Origin of the sequence: Streptomyces sp. NBC_00016, from assembly GCF_045040885.1 — a bacterium.
GTDB classification, from domain to species: Bacteria; Actinomycetota; Actinomycetes; order Streptomycetales; family Streptomycetaceae; genus Streptomyces; species Streptomyces coriariae.
The window spans coordinates 5442774-5460833 of the sequence record NZ_CP108304.1; the positions used below are offsets into that span (position 1 = coordinate 5442774).

At 71.2% G+C, this 18060-nt stretch carries 14 protein-coding genes, 1 pseudogene and 1 riboswitch; of the genes and pseudogenes, 10 read left to right on the forward strand and 5 right to left on the reverse strand.

Annotation, left to right across the window (positions count from 1 at the left end; genetic code table 11):
- The first annotated feature begins 9 nt into the window (after positions 1-9).
- Positions 10-882 carry a trehalose-phosphatase gene (gene otsB / locus OG933_RS24220; protein WP_362528496.1) on the forward strand — a complete coding sequence of 291 codons (873 nt, stop codon included), beginning with the start codon at positions 10-12 and terminating at the stop codon, positions 880-882.
- On the opposite strand, the gene OG933_RS24225 is transcribed toward otsB, so the two are convergent.
- Together OG933_RS24225 and OG933_RS24230 are read right to left on the reverse strand one after the other, a co-directional pair.
- Positions 870-2282: a trehalose-6-phosphate synthase gene (locus OG933_RS24225; RefSeq protein WP_362528493.1), complete on the reverse strand. Its 1413-nt coding sequence runs from the start codon at positions 2280-2282 to the stop codon at positions 870-872. The two genes, otsB and OG933_RS24225, sit on opposite strands and share 13 nt — an antisense overlap.
- A 116-nt stretch (positions 2283-2398) precedes the next feature.
- A complete protein-coding gene (locus tag OG933_RS24230; RefSeq protein ID WP_362528490.1) occupies positions 2399-3343 on the reverse strand; it encodes a glucosyl-3-phosphoglycerate synthase in 945 nt (314 codons plus the stop codon).
- Between the two features lie 170 nt (positions 3344-3513).
- Positions 3514-3679: riboswitch (SAM riboswitch) on the forward strand.
- Positions 3680-3697: 18 nt separating this feature from the next.
- Here OG933_RS24230 and thrC point away from each other — a divergent pair.
- The 4 genes from thrC (at position 3698) to groL (ending at position 8018) form a co-directional block, all read left to right on the forward strand.
- Positions 3698-4996: a threonine synthase gene (gene thrC / locus OG933_RS24235; RefSeq protein ID WP_362528488.1), complete on the forward strand. Its 1299-nt coding sequence runs from the start codon at positions 3698-3700 to the stop codon at positions 4994-4996.
- Between the two features lie 118 nt (positions 4997-5114).
- Positions 5115-5390 (forward strand): MoaD/ThiS family protein, encoded by a 276-nt coding sequence (locus OG933_RS24240; RefSeq protein ID WP_020130285.1) that lies wholly within the window; start codon positions 5115-5117, stop codon positions 5388-5390.
- A gap of 453 nt (positions 5391-5843) precedes the next feature.
- A complete protein-coding gene (locus OG933_RS24245; RefSeq protein WP_007493268.1) occupies positions 5844-6050 on the forward strand; it encodes a cold-shock protein in 207 nt (68 codons plus the stop codon).
- 345 nt (positions 6051-6395) lie between these two features.
- A complete protein-coding gene (groL, locus tag OG933_RS24250) occupies positions 6396-8018 on the forward strand; it encodes a chaperonin GroEL (protein WP_020130284.1) in 1623 nt (540 codons plus the stop codon).
- 149 nt (positions 8019-8167) lie between these two features.
- Here the strand turns inward: groL and OG933_RS24255 are convergent, their stop codons facing one another.
- Positions 8168-8848: a methyltransferase domain-containing protein gene (locus OG933_RS24255; RefSeq protein ID WP_362522849.1), complete on the reverse strand. Its 681-nt coding sequence runs from the start codon at positions 8846-8848 to the stop codon at positions 8168-8170.
- Positions 8849-9027: 179 nt separating this feature from the next.
- Here OG933_RS24255 and OG933_RS24260 point away from each other — a divergent pair, with 179 nt between their 5' ends.
- The 4 genes and pseudogenes from OG933_RS24260 (at position 9028) to OG933_RS24275 (ending at position 14364) form a co-directional block, all read left to right on the forward strand.
- Positions 9028-10155 (forward strand): NADH:flavin oxidoreductase, encoded by a 1128-nt coding sequence (locus OG933_RS24260; protein WP_405628891.1) that lies wholly within the window; start codon positions 9028-9030, stop codon positions 10153-10155.
- A 73-nt stretch (positions 10156-10228) separates the two neighbouring features.
- A complete protein-coding gene (locus tag OG933_RS24265; RefSeq protein ID WP_362522845.1) occupies positions 10229-11083 on the forward strand; it encodes a metallophosphoesterase in 855 nt (284 codons plus the stop codon).
- Positions 11084-11184: 101 nt separating this feature from the next.
- Positions 11185-12675 (forward strand): MFS transporter, encoded by a 1491-nt coding sequence (locus tag OG933_RS24270; protein ID WP_362522843.1) that lies wholly within the window; start codon positions 11185-11187, stop codon positions 12673-12675.
- A 130-nt stretch (positions 12676-12805) separates the two neighbouring features.
- Positions 12806-14364 (forward strand): annotated as a pseudogene (locus OG933_RS24275) (carboxylesterase/lipase family protein).
- Here the strand turns inward: OG933_RS24275 and OG933_RS24280 are convergent.
- On the reverse strand, positions 14361-14936 hold the full coding sequence (locus OG933_RS24280) for a hypothetical protein (RefSeq protein ID WP_362522839.1): 576 nt from the start codon (positions 14934-14936) through the stop codon (positions 14361-14363). The pseudogene OG933_RS24275 and the gene OG933_RS24280 sit on opposite strands and share 4 nt — an antisense overlap.
- Before the next feature lie 178 nt (positions 14937-15114).
- Here OG933_RS24280 and OG933_RS24285 point away from each other — a divergent pair, with 178 nt between their 5' ends.
- A complete protein-coding gene (locus OG933_RS24285) occupies positions 15115-16665 on the forward strand; it encodes a subtype B tannase (protein WP_405628893.1) in 1551 nt (516 codons plus the stop codon).
- Here the strand turns inward: OG933_RS24285 and OG933_RS24290 are convergent.
- Positions 16598-18049 carry a PTS transporter subunit EIIC gene (locus tag OG933_RS24290; protein WP_362522835.1) on the reverse strand — a complete coding sequence of 484 codons (1452 nt, stop codon included), beginning with the start codon at positions 18047-18049 and terminating at the stop codon, positions 16598-16600. The two genes, OG933_RS24285 and OG933_RS24290, sit on opposite strands and share 68 nt — an antisense overlap.
- Positions 18050-18060: the final 11 nt, after the last annotated feature.

Sequence of the window (18060 nt, forward strand, 5' to 3'; positions counted from 1 at the left end):
CGTCGGCGTATGGGCACCCACGAGACGCACTCCTCGGAACCCGAACCCCTCTCCCTCCCCGTTCCGGTCACCCCGGCGGGCCGCGCCGCGCTCGACGCGATCGTCGGCCGGCCGGCCACCACGCTCGTCGCGCTCGACTTCGACGGCACCCTCGCCCCGATCGTCGAGAACCCCGAGGACGCCCGGGCGCACCCCGGCGCCGTCCCCGCGCTCACCGCCCTCGCCCCGAAGATCGCCGCCGTGGCCGTCATCACCGGGCGGCCCGCCGAGGTCGCCGTCCGGCACGGCGGATTCGCCGGGGCCGCAGGACTGGAGCACCTCGCCGTCCTCGGCCACTACGGCGCCGAACGCTGGGACGCCCGCACCGGCGCCCTGAGCGCCCCGGCCCCGCACCCGGGAGTGGCCGCCGTCCGCGCCGAACTCCCGCGGGTCCTGGCCGCCGCCGGGGACCTGCCGGGTGTCTCGGTCGAGGAGAAGGGCGGCCGGGCCGTCGCCGTTCACACCCGCCGCGCCGACGACCCCCGGGCCGCCTTCGAAGCGCTGCGGGCCCCGCTCACCGACCTCGCCGCCCGGCACGGCCTGATCGTCGAACCCGGCCGGATGGTCCTGGAGCTGCGCCCGCCGGGCATGGACAAGGGCGTCGCCCTGCTGGAGCACGTCCGCGAGACCGGCGCGCGGTCCGTCCTCTACGCCGGTGACGACCTCGGCGACCTGCCCGCCTTCGCCGCCGTGGAGAAGCTCCGCGCGGACGGTGTACCCGGGCTGCTGGTGTGCAGCGGCAGCACCGAGGTAGGCGAACTCGCGGACCGCGCGGACCTCGTCGTCGACGGGCCCGCCGGCGTCGTACGGCTGCTGCGGGAACTGGCCGCTCAGCTCGGCTGAATCTCCCGCAGCGCGTTCAGCTGGTCCAGGAACCACTGGGCCGGGGGAAGCGCGGTCGCCGCCGCGGACAGCCGCTTCGTGCGCTCGGCCCGCTCCTCCGGCTTCATGGTCAGCCCCTCGTGCAGGGCGCGGGCGGTCTCCAGGACGTCGTACGGGTTCACCGTGATCGCGTCCTCGCGCAGCTCCCAGTAGGCCCCCGCCTCACGGGACAGGACCAGCGCGCAGCCCTCGTCGGAGACGACCGGGACCTCCTTGGCGACCAGGTTCATGCCGTCGCGGATCGGGTTCACCAGGGCCACGTCGGCCAGCCGGTAGGCGGCGAGGGAGCGGGCGAAGTCGTCCTTGAGGTTCAGCAGGACCGGGGTCCAGCCGGGCGTTCCGTAGGCGTCGTTGATCTCCTCGGACAGCCGCTGCACCTCGGCCATGTAGTCGCGGTAGACGGCGAGGTCCTGGCGGGAGGGGTAGGCGAAGGCCACGTGGACGACCCGTTCGCGCCACTCCGGGTGGTCGTCGAGCAGCTGCCGGTAGGCCAGGAGCCCGCGCACGATGTTCTTGGACAGCTCGGTGCGGTCGACGCGGACGATCGCCTTGCGGCCCTCGCCGATCTCCGCGCGCAGCGCCGCCATGCGCTCGTCGACGTCCGGCCGGTGCGCGCGCTCGCGCAGGAAGTCGGCGTCGGCGCCGAGACCGTGCACGCCGATCCGCGTCCTGCCGGGGCCGCCGGCGAACTCCGTGCAGCACGCGGTGAACGCGTCCGCCCAGCGCCGGGTGAGGAAGCCCAGCCGGTCCGCGCCGAGCATCCCGCGCAGCAGCTGCTCGCGGATGTCCCCCGGCAGCAGCGCGAAGTAGTCCACCGGCGCCCACGGGGTGTGCGAGAAGTGGCCGATCCGCACGTCGGGCCGCAGCTCACGCAGCATCCCCGGCACCAGACACAGGTGGTAGTCCTGGACGAGGACCGCCGCGCCGTCCGCCGCATCCTCGGCCAGCGCCTCCGCGAACGCCCGGTTGTAGGCCTCGTACGACGCCCACTGGCGGCGGAACTCCGCGTCGAAGGCGGGCTCCAGCGGCGTCTGGTAGAGCAGGTGGTGGACGAACCACAGCACGGAGTTGGCGATGCCGTTGTAGGCGTCCTCGTGCACGTCGGCCGGAACGGCCAGCATGCGCACGCCCTCCTCGCCGACCCCGCGCCGGACCGCCTCCCGGTCGCCGTCGGAGAGCGCCGAGCACACCCAGAGGGCGCCCGCCTCGGGCCCGATGGCCGACAGGCCGGAGACCAGCCCGCCGCCGCCGCGTTTCGCGTGCAGCGAGCCGTCCTCGCGCACCTCGTAGGAGACCGGACCGCGGTTGGACGCGACCAGCACCTCGGCGGCCCGGGCGGCAGTGTCGTGCGTGGAAGCCATACGCCCAACCTAGCCCGGTCGGGAAACGCTCAAACGTACGGTCGCGCTGCGTGGACGGGCCGTATCCGGCCGTGTCGCCGTGGTCGGCGCCATGCCGTATACGGCCCGTCCGGCACTCACGCGACCTTGCGGGTCGCGTACTCCGCGATCTCCGCCATCGGCGGCCGTTCCTCGGTGTCCACGGAGTACGTGCGCGGCTCGAAGCCGTCCGCGCTCCGTTCGAACTGGGTGAGGGACGGGCGGATCAGGTGCCCGCGGGCCAGCCGGAGCTGGGCGGTGCGGTAGATGGCCGCCGCCATCCGGCCCAGCGCCTGCCCGTCCTGGTGACGGTGCTTGCGCACGCCGATGTCGACCTGGGCGAGGGCGTCCAGGCCCACCAGGTGCAGGGCGTCCACCAGCATGCCCAGCTCCACGCCGTAGCCGACGGGGAAGGGCAGCTGCTCCAGCAGGCTGCGGCGGGCCGCGTACTCGCCGCCGAGCGGCTGCACGAACCCGGCCAGCTGCGGCCAGTGCATGTTGAGCAGCGGGCGGGCCATCAGCTCGGTGACCCTGCCGCCCTGGCCGGCCGCGCCGCCCAGCGGACGGTCGTACATGCCCTTGACCAGATCCACCCCGGGGTCGGTCAGCAACGGGCCGACGATCCCCGAGACGAAGTCCGAGGAGAACTCCCTCAGATCGGCGTCGATGAAACAGACGATGTCCCCGGTGGTGACCAGCAGGGAGCGCCACAGGACCTCGCCCTTGCCGGGCACGGCCGGTATCCGCGGCAGGATGTCGTCCCGGTGGACGACCCGCGCGCCGGCCGCCGCGGCCACCTCGGACGTACGGTCGGTCGATCCCGAGTCGACGACCACGATCTCGTCGACGAGCGGGACCTGGTGCATGAGGTCGTGACGGATGATCGCGACGATGTCACCGACCGTCTCCTCCTCGTTCAGCGCGGGCAGGACGACGGACACCGACTGGTTCGTGGCGCGCTTCGCGGCCAGGATCCGGTGGAGCGGACGATCGGTCGCGGACCAGGAGCGGGTGGCCAGCCAGCGCTCAGTTTCTCGAAGCACAGTCTGCGGCTCCTCACTGTCGTGATCACACCGGGTGCACGGGAGGTGACCGTGTGATCCATCTCGCGGTTCGGACGACTATCTCAACTGTCCTGGCCTTCGGTTACAGTCTTGAACAACGCGGATGACCATCGCATGTCCGAGGTCTCCCCCCGTTCACAACTTCATACCGCTCATCCAGAGGGGCAGAGGGATACGGCCCGATGAAGCCCCGGCAACCCTCCAGCCGGTCTCGTAACGATCACTGATCCATGTGGTGATCGCTTCGCGAGGCTCCCGGCTCGGGAAGGTGCCAAATCCGTCTCACGGCGAGATGCGTCGTGAGGAAGATGAGGAGAAAGGGCCTCGCCTCACATGGCTGCGCAGACTGTTGCAAGCACCACCGACTCTACGACGTCCTCTGCTGTCGACCTCGGTCCGGCCGCGGCGTTGACCTGCCGCGAGTGCGGCCACCGCGTGCCCCTCGGCCCGGTCTTCGCCTGCGAGGAGTGTTTCGGCCCGCTCGAGATCGCCTATGACTTCTCCTCCTACGACACGGAGGAGCTCCGCAAGCGCATCGAGTCGGGGCCCGCGAACATCTGGCGCTACGCGCCGCTGCTGCCCGTCCCCGCGGACGTGGCCGACAAGCCCAACATCAACCCCGGCTGGACCAAGCTCGTCCAGGCCGACAACCTCGCCCGTGAACTGGGCGTCGACGCCGGCAAGCTCTTCGTCAAGGACGACTCCGGCAACCCGACCCACTCCTTCAAGGACCGGGTCGTCGCCCAGGCCATCGAGGCCGCCCGCGCGTTCGGCTTCACCACTCTCTCGTGCTCCTCCACGGGCAACCTGGCCGGTGCCGTCGGCGCCGCCGCCGCCCGGGCGGGCTTCCGGTCCTGCGTGTTCATCCCGCACGACCTGGAGCAGGGCAAGGTCGTCATGGCCGCCATCTACGGCGGCGAGCTCGTCGGCATCGAGGGCAACTACGACGACGTCAACCGCTTCTGCTCCGAGCTCATCGGCGACTCGGCGGGCGAGGGCTGGGGCTTCGTCAACGTCAATCTGCGGCCGTACTACGCCGAGGGTTCCAAGACGCTGGCGTACGAGATCTGCGAGCAGCTCGGCTGGCGGCTGCCGGACCAGCTGGTCGTGCCGATCGCCTCCGGCTCCCAGCTCACGAAGATCGACAAGGGCCTCCAGGAGCTGATCAAGCTCGGGCTGGTCGAGGACAAGCCGTACAAGATCTTCGGCGCGCAGGCCGAGGGCTGCTCCCCGGTGTCCGTGGCCTACAAGGCCGGGCACGACGTGGTCCGCCCCCAGAAGCCGAACACCATCGCCAAGTCGCTGGCCATCGGCAACCCGGCGGACGGTCCGTACGTCCTCGACATCGCGCGGCGCACCGGCGGCGCGGTGGAGGACGTGACCGACGAGCAGGTCGTCGACGCGATCAAGCTGCTGGCGCGCACCGAGGGCATCTTCGCGGAGACCGCCGGTGGTGTGACGGTGGGTGTGACGCGCAAGCTGATCGAGAACGGTCTTCTCGACCCGACGCTCACCACCGTCGTGCTGAACACGGGTGACGGTCTGAAGACGCTGGACGCGGTGGCCGGCAGCGGCCTGACCGCGACCATCCGCCCGACCCTGGAGTCGTTCCGGGACGCGGGTCTCGGCTGAGAGATTTGTTGTTCGTCTGCGGGCCGTGGGGCTGGTCGCGCCCACGCGGCGGCAGCCGCACGATCCAGACAGCCCCGCGCCCTTCGGGGCGCTCCGCCTGACCGGAGGTCGAAAGAGCATGAGCGTCAACGTCCGCATCCCCACCATCCTGCGCACCTACACCGGCGGCCAGGCCGAGGTGAAGGCCGAGGGGGCGACCCTCGGTGAGGTCATCGCCGACCTGGAGAAGAACCACACCGGCATCGCCGCCCGGGTCCTGGACGACCAGGGCAAGCTGCGCCGGTTCGTCAACGTGTACGTGAACGACGACGACGTCCGCTTCGAGCAGGGTCTGCAGACGGCGACCCCGGACGGCGCCGGCGTCTCGATCATCCCGGCCGTCGCAGGTGGCTGACCGTAGTTCAGTACCCATCGGTAGTAACCGTCGGTAACAGCGATTACCGAGCGTTCATCGAATTGCCCTCTCCGCGATAGAAGCGGAGGGGGCAATTCAGTGTGGTTGAGCGCGGTACAGTTGGGGAACCCGGTCCGGATCACCGGATCCGGAGCCTTTGATTTCTGCCCCGCGCCCGATAAGAAGCAGCCAATGTGTGCGCCTCTTTCGTGGCATTTGTGGCTTATGCAGGGCCCGACTTGCCCTTAATTCAGGCGAATTCTCGCCACATTCCGGATCCCGTGCGTCCGGAATTCTCGTCCGACTGACCTGTTGCAGACGGCAGTTGGACAGATACATTCAGCCGCGGTCGACGCGTTCCGGCGCACGCCCCCAAGCCAACCGGGGGGTGAGGTCTGACCCGGATCCGCGAAGTGTGGATCCGTGCAAGGGCCAGTAATAGGGGAGTTAGGCATGGCTCAGGGCACCGTCAAATGGTTCAACGCGGAGAAGGGGTACGGCTTCATCGCGGTCGACGGTGGTGCGGATGTTTTCGTCCACTACAGCGCGATTCAGATGGACGGCTACCGCACCCTGGAAGAGGGTCAGCGGGTCGATTTCGAGATCTCGCAGGGTCAGAAGGGGCCGCAGGCGGACATGGTCCGGCTTGCGACCGGCTGAAGCACGCGCCGACTGAAAGCGTCGTTCTTCTGTACAACTGACGAAGGGCTCGCACCCCCACGGGGGGCGAGCCCTTCGGTCTGTCCGGGGGCGCCCGCGAGGCGTCGGCGAGACGTCCGCGAGGGGTGTCCGCATGGGCACGGTTCCGGCGGAGGCGCTTGCACTCTCATGGGTCGAGTGCTAATCATTGGCGTTAGCACTCTGAAGGTGAGAGTGACAACGAGGACCGGGTCGGTGAGGCCCGCAGGCCAGGTGGGGCAAGGAACCACGAGGCCGGCGAGCCGTCCGTCGCGGGCGCCAGCGCGGTCCGGAGCAATCCACCCCAGTCCGGGAGGACCACTTCACATGGCCAAGATCATCGCGTTCGACGAGGAGGCACGGCGCGGCCTCGAGCGCGGCATGAACCAGCTCGCGGACGCCGTGAAGGTGACGCTCGGCCCCAAGGGCCGCAACGTCGTCCTCGAGAAGAAGTGGGGCGCACCCACGATCACCAACGATGGTGTTTCCATCGCCAAGGAGATCGAGCTCGAGGACCCGTACGAGAAGATCGGCGCCGAGCTGGTCAAGGAAGTCGCCAAGAAGACGGACGACGTCGCCGGTGACGGTACGACCACCGCGACCGTCCTCGCCCAGGCCCTGGTCAAGGAAGGCCTGCGCAACGTAGCCGCCGGCGCCAACCCGATGGCCCTCAAGCGCGGTATCGAGAAGGCCGTCGAGGCCGTCTCCGGTGCCCTGCTCGAGCAGGCCAAGGATGTCGAGACCAAGGAGCAGATCGCTTCCACGGCCTCCATCTCCGCCGCCGACACCCAGATCGGCGAGCTCATCGCCGAGGCGATGGACAAGGTCGGCAAGGAAGGCGTCATCACCGTCGAGGAGTCCCAGACCTTCGGTCTGGAGCTGGAGCTCACCGAGGGTATGCGCTTCGACAAGGGCTACATCTCGGCGTACTTCGCCACCGACATGGAGCGTATGGAGGCCGTCCTCGACGACCCGTACATCCTGATCGCGAACTCCAAGATCGCGAACGTCAAGGACCTGCTCCCGCTCCTCGAGAAGGTCATGCAGGGCGGCAAGCCGCTGCTGATCATCGCCGAGGACGTCGAGGGCGAGGCCCTGTCGACGCTGGTCGTCAACAAGATCCGCGGCACCTTCAAGTCCGTTGCGGTCAAGGCCCCGGGCTTCGGCGACCGCCGCAAGGCGATGCTGAACGACATCGCCATCCTCACCGGTGGCGAGGTCATCTCCGAGGAGGTCGGTCTCAAGCTCGAGAACACGACCATCGACCTGCTCGGCAAGGCCCGCAAGGTCGTCATCACCAAGGACGAGACCACCATCGTCGACGGTGCCGGCTCCTCGGACCAGGTCGCCGGTCGGGTCAACCAGATCCGCGCCGAGATCGAGAACAGCGACTCGGACTACGACCGCGAGAAGCTGCAGGAGCGCCTGGCGAAGCTCGCCGGCGGTGTCGCGGTCATCAAGGCCGGTGCCGCCACCGAGGTGGAGCTCAAGGAGCGCAAGCACCGCATCGAGGACGCCGTCCGCAACGCGAAGGCCGCCGTCGAGGAGGGCATCGTCGCCGGTGGTGGCGTGGCCCTCATCCAGGCGTCCTCCGTCTTCGAGAAGCTGGACCTCGAGGGTGACGAGGCGACCGGCGCCAACGCCGTGCGCATCGCGCTCGAGGCCCCGCTGAAGCAGATCGCCGTCAACGGTGGTCTCGAGGGTGGCGTCGTCGTCGAGAAGGTCCGCAACCTGCCCATCGGTCACGGCCTGAACGCCGCGACCGGTGACTACGTCGACATGATCGCCGAAGGCATCATCGACCCGGCGAAGGTCACGCGCTCTGCCCTGCAGAACGCCGCCTCCATCGCCGCGCTGTTCCTCACCACCGAGGCCGTCATCGCCGACAAGCCGGAGAAGGCCGCCGCGCCCGCCGGCGGCGGCATGCCGGGCGGTGACATGGACTTCTGATCGACCTCTGGTCGATCACCCGTCCTTCGGACCGAGGGCGGCACTTCCCGGAAACGGGGGGTGCCGCCCTCGGGCGTTCTCGGGGTGCTGAGGAGGACGTGGAGCTGGAGGCCGAACCGTGATGCCTGTTCCCGGGAGGGGCCGTCGGTTCAGGAAGCGGTGTAGTGGGAGGCGATGGCGGGCTGGCCCGTGTAGTTGGGGCCGGCGGTCGGGTCGGCGCCCAGGTAGCGGAACGGGAGGCGGACGGCCCTGGCGCCCCGGAGGGTGAGGCGGTGGTGGCGGGGGCTGTAGTCGTAGCCTGCCGCGCGCAGGGCCGAGACCGCCCCTCTCGCGGCGGTCGAACCGTCGGCGTAGCGCACCGACTCCGGGTCGAAGTGGGCTACCAGCAGGCCGTCCTCGGTCAGCCAGGACGCGGCGCGGCCGAGCAGGCCGAGCTGGTCGCCGACGTAGTGCAGGCCGTGGACGCAGGTGATCAGGTCGTAGGTCCGGGCCGGGGTCCAGGAGCAGACGGAGGCGACTATCTCCTCCAGGGCGGGCGGGGCGGGCCGCGGAACGAGCGGGCCCACCAGGTCGACGGCGGTGAGGACCGCCTCGGCCGGCAGGACGGACGCCGCCTCACGCAGGGCGCGGCCCTCGCCGCTGCACAGGTCCAGCCAGGAGGGCGCGGGGCGGTGCGCCAGGTGGGCCAGGAGGTCGACGCCCAGTTCACGGGCGTAGCTGTTCACGCCGGTGAGGCCGCGCTCGCGGTTCATGGTGTTGTTGGCGACCACGGAGGACCGTTCCAGCTCGGGGGAGGAGAGCAGGGAGCTGAGCGGCGGGGGCTTCGGCATGGCGTCATTCTCGCGGCCGGGACGGGTGGCGGAGAGGTGCGGCCCGGGTGCGTGGCCGGGATCACAGGGGCTGTCTCCCGGGGCCAGGAATGGCGCGAGGGGCCGGGGGGTTTCAGTGGGAGAGGCACTAAATGCATGTGCACATACCCACCGGTCCATCGCCCCGAGGAGCCCCCCACGTGAGCATCACCCCGCCCGCCGCTACGCGCGCCGCCGAGATTCTCGCCCGCCCGGTGTCCATCAACGGACTCACCGTCCCGAACCGCATCGCCATGGCGCCGATGACGCGCATGTTCTCCCCGGACGGCGTTCCCGGCGAGGACGTCGTGTCGTACTACGGCCGTCGGGCCGCCGCCGGTGTGGGCCTCATCGTCACCGAGGGGACGTACGTCGGGCACGAGTCTGCGGGGCAGAGCGACCGGGTGCCGCGCTTCCACGGCGCGGAGCAGCTCGCGGGCTGGGCGAAGGTCGCGGAGGCCGTGCACGCGGGCGGCGGGAAGATCGTGCCGCAGCTGTGGCACCTCGGGATGGTGCGCAACCAGGGTGAGCCGCCGTTCGCGGACGCGCCCGCCGTCGGCCCCTCCGGCATCCGGGTCGACGGTACCGAGGGCACCGGCAAGGCGATGACCCAGCGCGACCTGGACGACGTCATCGGCGCGTTCGCCGAGGCCGCGGCCGCCGCCGAGCGCATCGGCTTCGACGGCGTGGAGATCCACGGCGCCCACGGATACCTCGTGGACCAGTTCCTGTGGGCCGGCACCAACCGCCGCACCGACGCCTACGGCGGCGACGCCGTGGCCCGTGCCAAGTTCGCCGCCGAGCTCGTGGCCGCCGTGCGCGAGACCGTCTCGGCCGAGTTCCCGATCATCTTCCGCTACTCGCAGTGGAAGCAGGAGGCGTACGACGCGCGACTCGCCGAGACGCCGGAGGAGCTGGAGGCCATCCTCGCCCCGCTCGCCGCCGCCGGTGTCGACTCCTTCCACGCCTCCACCCGCCGCTACTGGCTCCCGGAGTTCGACGGCTCGGACCTCAACCTCGCGGGCTGGACGAAGAAGCTGACCGGCAAGCCCACCATCACGGTCGGCTCGGTCGGGCTCGACGGCGACTTCATCAAGGCCTTCGCGGGCCAGGGCTCCCCGGTCAAGGGCATCGACGACCTCCTCGACCGGCTGGAGCGCGACGAGTTCGACATGGTGGCCGTCGGGCGTGCGCTGCTCCAGGACCCGCAGTGGGCGGCCAAGGTGCTCGACGGCCGTCTCGACGAGCTGAAGCCGTACGACGCCGCCGCGCTGCGCACCCTCAGCTGAGCGACTCCTCGCCGAGGCACTCCTCGCCGAGCGACACCTCGCTGAGCGTCAACTCGCGGGTATGGTCCGGGAGATGAGAATCCTGCATCTCTCGGACACCCATATCGGCCGCGTCGACGGGCCCGACGGCCGTCGTGTCGACGCCGCCGACTCCCTGCGGCTCCTGCTCGGCGAACTCCGCCACCTGCGGGACGTGGACGCGGTCGTCGTCACCGGCGACCTCGCCGACGACGGCTCGGTGGCGGCTTACACGACCGTGCGGGAGCTGATCGGCGGCTTCGCGCGCTCTCTCGGCGCGCCCGTCTTCTACACCACCGGCAACCACGACGAGCGGTCCGCCTTCACGAAGGTGCTGGGCAGTGGGCACCCGGATGCCGTCCTCGACTTCCCCGGCGCCGAGCGGGCCGCCGTCAGCACGGTGGGCGGTTGGCGGCTCGTCACCCTCGACTCGCTGGTTCCGGGGGAGGTGTACGGCCGGCTGGGCGCAGGCCAACTGGACTGGCTGCGCGACGTGTTGAGCACGCCGGCCGAGCAGGGCACCGTCGTCGCCTTCCACCATCCGCCGATCAGCCTCGACATCTCGGCGACCCAGCAGGTCTTCGGGCTGCGCGACCCCGAGGGGCTGGCGGAGGTGATCCGGGGGAGTGACGTCCGCGTGCTGCTCACCGGGCACTTCCATCTCCAGCTCTTCGGGCTGCTGGCCGGCGTGCCGGTGTGGGTGACGCCCGGGGTCGTCAACCGCATCGACCTGACCACCGCGCCCGGCACCGAACGGGCGGTGCGTGGGGCGTCCGCGTCCCTGGTGGAGCTGGGCGGGGCGACGGGGCCGATGTTCCACACCCTGCACGCACGGGATCCGCGTGCCCACGAGACGGTGTACGAGCTGGACGAGGAGCGGACCCGGGAGATCATCGCGCGCCACGGCTGAGGTCCGGGCACGGGAGATTTAGCTTGCTTAACTCAATCAATCTGCATAAGCTTGCTTGAGTCAAGCAGTTCACCCCTCGTGCATCCGACGGAGGCCCTGTCATGTCCGACGCCCTTGCCCGACCCGCTGCGGCGGGAACATCCGCCCCACCGAGGTCGAACGCCGTGGTGGCGGTGCTGGCCCTGGCCGGGATCGTCGTCTCGCTGATGCAGACGCTGGTCATCCCGATCGTCCCCGAGCTGCCCAAGCTGCTGGACGCGCCCGCCTCCGACACCGCCTGGGCCGTCACCGCCACGCTGCTCGCCGCCGCCGTCGCCACCCCGGTCGTGGGGCGGCTCGGGGACATGGTCGGCAAGCGGCGGATGCTGCTCACCAGCATCGTGCTGCTGGTGTCCGGCTCGGTGGTCTGCGCCCTCGCCGACTCGCTCGTCCCGATGATCGTCGGCCGTGCGCTCCAGGGTCTGTCGGCCGCCGTGGTGCCGCTGGGCATCAGCATCCTGCGGGACACGGTGTCCGCCGAGAAGCTCGCCGGTTCGACTGCGGTGATGAGCGCCTCCCTCGGCGTCGGCGGCGCGCTCGGTCTGCCCACCGCCGCGTTCATCGCGGACAACTGGGACTGGCACATCCTCTTCTGGACCTCCGCCGCCCTCGGGGTCGTCTCCTTCCTGCTCGTGCTGCTGTTCGTCCCGGAATCGCAGAACCGCGTCGGCGGCCGTTTCGACCTCGTCGGCTCGCTCGGTCTGTCCGCCGGTCTGGTCTCGCTGCTGCTGGCCGTGTCCAAGGGCGCCGACTGGGGCTGGACCTCCGGTACGACACTGGGCCTGGGCGCCGCCGCCGTTCTGATCCTGGCCGCCTGGGGCCGGTGGGAGCTCAAGGCGAAGCAGCCGCTGGTCGACCTGCGCACCACCGCCAAGCCGCAGGTGCTCTTCACCAACCTCGCCTCGATCGCCCTCGGCTTCTCGATGTTCGCGATGTCCCTGGTCCTGCCCCAGCTGCTCCAGCTGCCCGAGCAGACCGGCTACGGCCTGGGCAGGTCGATGCTGACCGTCGGTCTGGTGCTGGCCCCGCAGGGCCTGGTGATGATGGTCATGTCCGCCGTGTCCGCCAAGATCACCAAGGCCAAGGGCCCCAAGGTCACCCTGATGATCGGCGCGCTGATCGTCGCCTCCGGCTACGGCCTGAACATCGCGCTCATGTCCGAGGTCTGGCACCTGATCCTGGTGTCCTGCATCATCGGCGCCGGAATCGGCTTCACCTACGGCGCGCTCCCGGCCCTGATCATGGGCGCCGTCGACCCCTCCCAGACGGGCGCGGCCAACAGCCTCAACACCCTGATGCGGTCCCTGGGCACCAGCTTCGCGAGCGCCATCGCCGGTGTGATCCTCGCTCAGATGACCACCGACTTCGGCGGCTACGCCCTTCCCTCGGAGAACGGCTTCAAGGTCGTCATGGCCATCGGAGCCGGCGCGGCCCTGGCCGCCTTCCTCCTCGCCACCTTCATCCCGAAGCGCAAGGCCCCCGCCGGGCTCTCGGTGGTGGAAGACGCGGCAGGCCCGGAGGGCGCCGAGGAGGCCGCTCCGGTCAAGGCGTGAGCGCCACCCGCGTGACGCCCAACTGACGTGCCGGAGGCGGCTGTCACCCACACGAGGGGTGACGGCCGCCTTCGGCACTTTCGCCGATCACCGTCCGTTCCACGAGCAGCCGCCATTTCAGGAGTGATCCATGACGACACCCGACGCCACCGACACCACCGACCGGCTCGTCGCCCGCACCACCGCCGGCGCCGTACGGGGTCGCCGCGAGGAGGACCTGACGGTCTTCCGCGGTATCCCCTTCGCCGCGCCGCCGGTCGGCGAGGCCCGCTTCCAGGCCCCGCGCCCGCCCCGTCCGTGGGACGGGATACGGGAGGCGTACGCCTTCGGCCCGCCGCCCCCGCAGGAGGCCGGCATCCAGGGCCGGGCGGGGATCCCGGACGCCCCGACCGGCGACGACTGGCTGACGGTCAACGTCTGGACCCCGGACCCGGAGCCGGACCCGTCGGCCGCCCGGCCGGTGATGGTGTGGATCTACGGCGGCGCCTACAAGCTCGGTCACTCCGGCAGCCCCGGCTACGACGCGCAGCACCTCGCCCGCGCCGGTGATCTGGTCGTCGTCACCTTCAACTACCGGGTCGGCATAGAGGGGTTCGCGCGGATCGAGGGCGCGCCCGCCAACCGGGGGCTGCTGGACCAGGTCGCCGCGCTGGAGTGGGTGCGGGACAACATCACGGCGTTCGGCGGCGACCCCGGCCGGGTGACCGTCTTCGGCGAGTCGGCGGGTGCCGGTTCGGTGGCCTCGCTGCTGGCCATGCCGAGCGCCCGCGGCCTGTTCGGGCGGGCCATCGCGCAGAGCGTGCCCGGCACGTACTTCTCCGACGAACTGGCCCGCGACCTCGCGAGCGCGATCGCCGCGGAGGCCGGCCTGCGTCCGACCGCCGCCGACCTGGGCACGGTGGACCCGCGCACGCTGACCGAGGCCGGTGCGGCGCTGGGCGCGAAGATGGCACAGCGGGTGGACCGGTGGGGGCAGGTCGCGCCCACGGTCACCCCGTTCTCTCCCGTGGTCGACGGCGAGATCCTGCCGACGACCCCCTGGCGGCGGGCGCCGCTCGGGACGTCGAGCTGATCGTCGGACACAACGCGCAGGAGTTCCGGCTGTTCCTCGTCCTGGGCGGCCTGCTGGGCAAGGTGACCGAGGAACAGGCGACGGCCGTGCTGCGGCTGTTCGCCCCGGGCGGGGGAGCGGAGGGCGAACAGGCCTACCGGTCGGCCTTCCCGGACGCGGACGCGGGCGAGCTGTACGAGAGGGTGCAGTCGGACTGGCTGTTCCACATACCCTCCCTGCGGCTGGCCGAGGCGCAGGTGGCGGGCGGTGGCCGGGCCCATGTCTACGAGCTGACCTGGCCGGCCCCGGGAGCCGGCGGCACCCTGGGCGCGTGCCACGGCCTGGACATCCCGCTGCTGTTCGGCACCTACGCGGCGGACCTCGGCAACCTGCTGTTCGCGGGGGCGGAGGTGACGGACGAGGCCCGGGCCCTGACGGCGGAATTCCAGCGGTCGTGGACGTCCTTCGCGCGGACGGGAGACCCGGGCTGGCCGGCCTACGACCCGGAGCGGCGACTGGTACAGGTGCTGGACGCGGAGCCGGAGGTGCGCCCGTACCCGGAGGAGACGTCCCGCCGGCTCTGGGAGGGCCATGACTTCCCGCCGCTGCCGTTGTCGGACGGGAGTGCCGGGGCCTAGAGGTTGCCGAGGGGCTCGATGTCGACCTTCACCGGGGTGCCCCAGATGCGCAGTACCTCGTAGTCGGTGAACTCGTGCACCAGGCGGTAGGCCATCGCGGGCCGGGATCCGCGGCGCAGGGCGGCGATGTAGAGCTCGGCCTCGCGGCGGTCCCTGCGCGGCGTCCCGCAGAGCTGCCACTCCTGGCCGGTCCACAGCTCCGCCAGCCAGCGTTGCTGGGGCTGCGGGCGGTCGGCGCGGGTGCCGTATCGGGAGGTGGAGGGGGTGGGGGCGCTGTAAGGGACCTGCGGGGCGGGGCCGTTGAACTCGGCGCGGCGGGCCGCCCGGCGGCGGGTCTCGCAGAGCAGGCACAGGTCGGGGGCCGCCTCGTCGACCGGGCCGTGCGGGTGCTCGGCGCAGCGGGTGGTGGGCGTGGCGCCGACGACGCTGTCGTCCAGCAGGTCCAGGGCACGCCGCAGATCGGCCTTGACCTCGTGCAGCCGGGTGTCCGGGGTGTCGGCGTTGAGCGCTTCACCGTGCTCGCCGAGGAGTCGGAGGGCACGGCCGAGCGCGGTGAGCTGGGCGTGGTTCATGGCTCCAGGGTAGGGCGGGCGCGGCGGGTGACGGCTCTCGGCCAATCTGCGCGGCGCAGCTGTGATTGTTGACAATTTCGGTGACGATTCGAGGGTGCGGGTGGTAGCAAGGGGGCGACGGCAAGAGCTGCCTACTCAAGAGACGGATGTGAAGCGAGTGAAGCGCAGGACTGTGGTCATGGGGCTCACCGCGGCAGGAGCCGTGCCTGCCCTCGGGCTCGCCCCGGAGGCCGCCGCGACCGGGAAGGACGGGACGGTCGGGAACGGCGGGACGGTCGGGAAGGGCGGGGCCTCCGTCGGCTCCGGGGCGGCGGCCGACACCTCCCTGGTCTTCGACCCCACCGCCTACACCGAGCAGACCATCAGCATCAAGGACACCACCGGCACCGCGCACAGCGTGACCTACCGCTTCTTCAAGGTCGCCAGTTACGTGGCCGCGCCGGTGAACGCGGCCTACCAGTCGTTGAACGTCAGCGTCCCCGTGTCCATCGACGGCACCGCGGTGGACGCCTCCGACGCGCCCATCCTCTTCGCCAACGCCGTCGGCGGTTACATGCCGTCCTCCGTCGCGAACGCCACCGGGATCAGCGCGTCCGGGATGGGCGGCGGCACCAGCCGGCAGGGGCTGGCACTGGCCGCCGGGTACGTGGTCGTGGAGCCCGGCGCCCGCGGCCGTAGCCTCGTCGACGCGAACGGCACGTACTACGGCACGGCGCCCGCCGCGATCGTCGACCTCAAGGCGGCGGTGCGGTACCTGAAGTTCAACAAGGGCCGCGTCCCCGGCGACGTCGAGCGGATCGTCTCCAGCGGCGTCAGTGCCGGAGGCGCCCTCTCCGCGCTGCTCGGTGCCTCCGGCGACAGCCCGCTGTACGACCCCTACCTCGCGGAGATCGGCGCGGCGGACACCTCCGACGCCATCTTCGCCAGCGGCGACTGGTGCCCCATCACCGACCTGGAGCACGCCGACGCCGCCTACGAGTGGTGCTGGGGAACCAACCCGCTCGCCTCCGGCGCGACGGTCGACGCGACGGTCTCCGCCGACCTGAAGGCCCGGTTCACGGACTACCTGGCGTCCCTGAAGCTGCGCGCCAAGGGCTACGGCGCCCTCACCGCCCGCAACCTGGACACCTATCTGCTGGAGACGTTCATCCAGCCCTCGGCCACGAAGTACCTGGCGGCCCTGACGGACACCGCCCGCGCCGCCTACCTCGCCGCCAACCCCTTCATCACCTGGTCCGCGGGCAAGGCCGGCTTCACCTGGGCGGACTTCCTCACCCATGTCGGCGCCCGCAAGAAGAACGCCCCCTCCTTCGACGGCTTCGACCTGTCCACGCCCGAGTGCAACCTCTTCGGCACCGGCACCACCAAGGCCCGCCACTTCACGCTCTACAGCCTCCGCCACGAGGCCGGCGACAGCGCCCGCCTGGACGCCGACCTCCCCGCCAAGCTGCACCTGATGAACCCGATGTACCACCTCGTCGACAAGGTCAACCCGCACCGCGCGAAGCACTGGTGGATACGCCTCGGCACGAAGGACAGCGACACCTCGCTGTCGGTGGCCGCCAACCTCGCGACCCGCCTGACCGCGCTCGGCGACGACGTCGACACGGCCTACTACTGGGACGCCGGCCACGGCGCCGATCTGGACCCCGGCGACTTCGTCAGCTGGATCGGCGAGGTGTCGGGCCACCAGGGCTTCCGCTCCCGCTCCGGCTCCCGCGGGAAGTAGCGCCGGCCATCACGCGGTCGGTGACGCCGAAGGCGTAGGTCGCCGCGAAGCCGACCGCGTACCCCGTCAGCAGCCCGCCGGCGTAGACCGCCGCCGTCGGGCCCAGTCCCCGGTTGCCCGCCAGCAGCGGGAACAGGGCCCAGCCGGACGGGCCGATCGCCGTCGCCCCCACCTTGTCGCCGAGCATCGCGAAGAAGCCGACGAAGGCGCCGCCGGCCGCCCCGCCCGCGCAGGCGGTGAGGAAGGGACGGCCCAGCGGCAGCGACACCCCGTAGATCAGGGGCTCCCCGACGCCCAGCAGCCCGGCCGGCAGCGCCGACCTGATCGTCGTCCGGAGGGAGGTGTCGTGGCGCAGCCGTACGTACACCGCCACCGCCGCGCCGACCTGGCCCGCGCCCGCCATCGCCAGGACGGGCAGCAGAACCGTGTAGCCCTGCTGGTCGATGAGGGTGGTGTGGATGGGGATGAGGGCCTGGTGCAGGCCGAGCATCACCAGCGGCAGGAAGAGGCCGCCCAGCACCAGCCCCGCGAAGGCGCCCGTCGTCGCCAGCAGCCAGTTCGCCCCGGAGCCGATGGCCGAGGACACCACGCCGGCCGCGTACATCAGGCCGTACAGCGTGCCGAGCCCGGCGACCAGGACCGTCAGGGTCGGGGTGAGGAGCACGTCCAGCGCCTCCGGGACCCGGCCACGGCACCACTTCTCGACCCGGGTCGCGAGGAGCGCGGCCGCCAGCGCGCCGAGGACCCCGCCCTGGCCGGGGGCGAGGGTCACCCCGAACGCCGTCACCTTCGCGACCCCCGGGTGGACGACGATCGCCGCGACCGCACCGCCCAGGATCGGGGTGCCGCCGAACTCCTTCGCCGTGTTGTGGCCGACGAAGACGGCGATCAGCGCCATGAAGCCGGAGGCGACGGCGGCCAGGGCGGGGCTGAGCCCGGGCAGCCACCCGGTGTTGAGCAGCAGACCGTTGATCCCGGCGAGGATCCCGCAGCCGATGAGGGCGGGGATCAGCGGGACGAACACGGCGGCCAGCCGGCGCAGACCGGCCTTGAACGGAGTCGCGTTGCCCCTGCGCCGCTCCTCCCGCAACTCGGCCCCGCGCGCGCCCAGTTCGTCGGCGGTGGACGGCCGGGCGAGCAGCTGCTCGAACTCGGCCGTCACCCGTGTCACCACGCCGGGCCCGAGGACCACCTGGTACGAGCCGTCGTCGACGACGACCCCGAGCACCCCGGGCAGCGCCCGCAGCGCGTCCTCGTCCGCGCGGGACGGATCGGCGAGGCCCAGCCGCAGCCGGGTCATGCAGTGGGCGACGGACGTGACGTTCGCCGGGCCGCCCACCAGGGGCAGGATCGCGGCGGCTGTGGAAGAGGAGTCGATACGCACCCCCCGAGCGT

Excerpts from the sequence above, each read along its gene's own strand:
- OG933_RS24280 (WP_362522839.1), bottom strand. The coding sequence starts at position 14,936 with ATGAACCACGCCCAGCTCACCGCGCTCGGCCGTGCCCTCCGACTCCTC.
- groL (WP_020130284.1), top strand. The coding sequence starts at position 6,396 with ATGGCCAAGATCATCGCGTTCGACGAGGAGGCACGGCGCGGCCTCGAG.
- OG933_RS24285 (WP_405628893.1), top strand. The coding sequence starts at position 15,115 with ATGGGGCTCACCGCGGCAGGAGCCGTGCCTGCCCTCGGGCTCGCCCCG.
- OG933_RS24245 (WP_007493268.1), top strand. The coding sequence starts at position 5,844 with ATGGCTCAGGGCACCGTCAAATGGTTCAACGCGGAGAAGGGGTACGGC.
- OG933_RS24240 (WP_020130285.1), top strand. The coding sequence starts at position 5,115 with ATGAGCGTCAACGTCCGCATCCCCACCATCCTGCGCACCTACACCGGC.
- OG933_RS24225 (WP_362528493.1), bottom strand. The coding sequence starts at position 2,282 with ATGGCTTCCACGCACGACACTGCCGCCCGGGCCGCCGAGGTGCTGGTC.
- OG933_RS24270 (WP_362522843.1), top strand. The coding sequence starts at position 11,185 with ATGTCCGACGCCCTTGCCCGACCCGCTGCGGCGGGAACATCCGCCCCA.
- otsB (WP_362528496.1), top strand. The coding sequence starts at position 10 with ATGGGCACCCACGAGACGCACTCCTCGGAACCCGAACCCCTCTCCCTC.
- OG933_RS24255 (WP_362522849.1), bottom strand. The coding sequence starts at position 8,848 with ATGCCGAAGCCCCCGCCGCTCAGCTCCCTGCTCTCCTCCCCCGAGCTG.
- OG933_RS24265 (WP_362522845.1), top strand. The coding sequence starts at position 10,229 with ATGAGAATCCTGCATCTCTCGGACACCCATATCGGCCGCGTCGACGGG.
- thrC (WP_362528488.1), top strand. The coding sequence starts at position 3,698 with ATGGCTGCGCAGACTGTTGCAAGCACCACCGACTCTACGACGTCCTCT.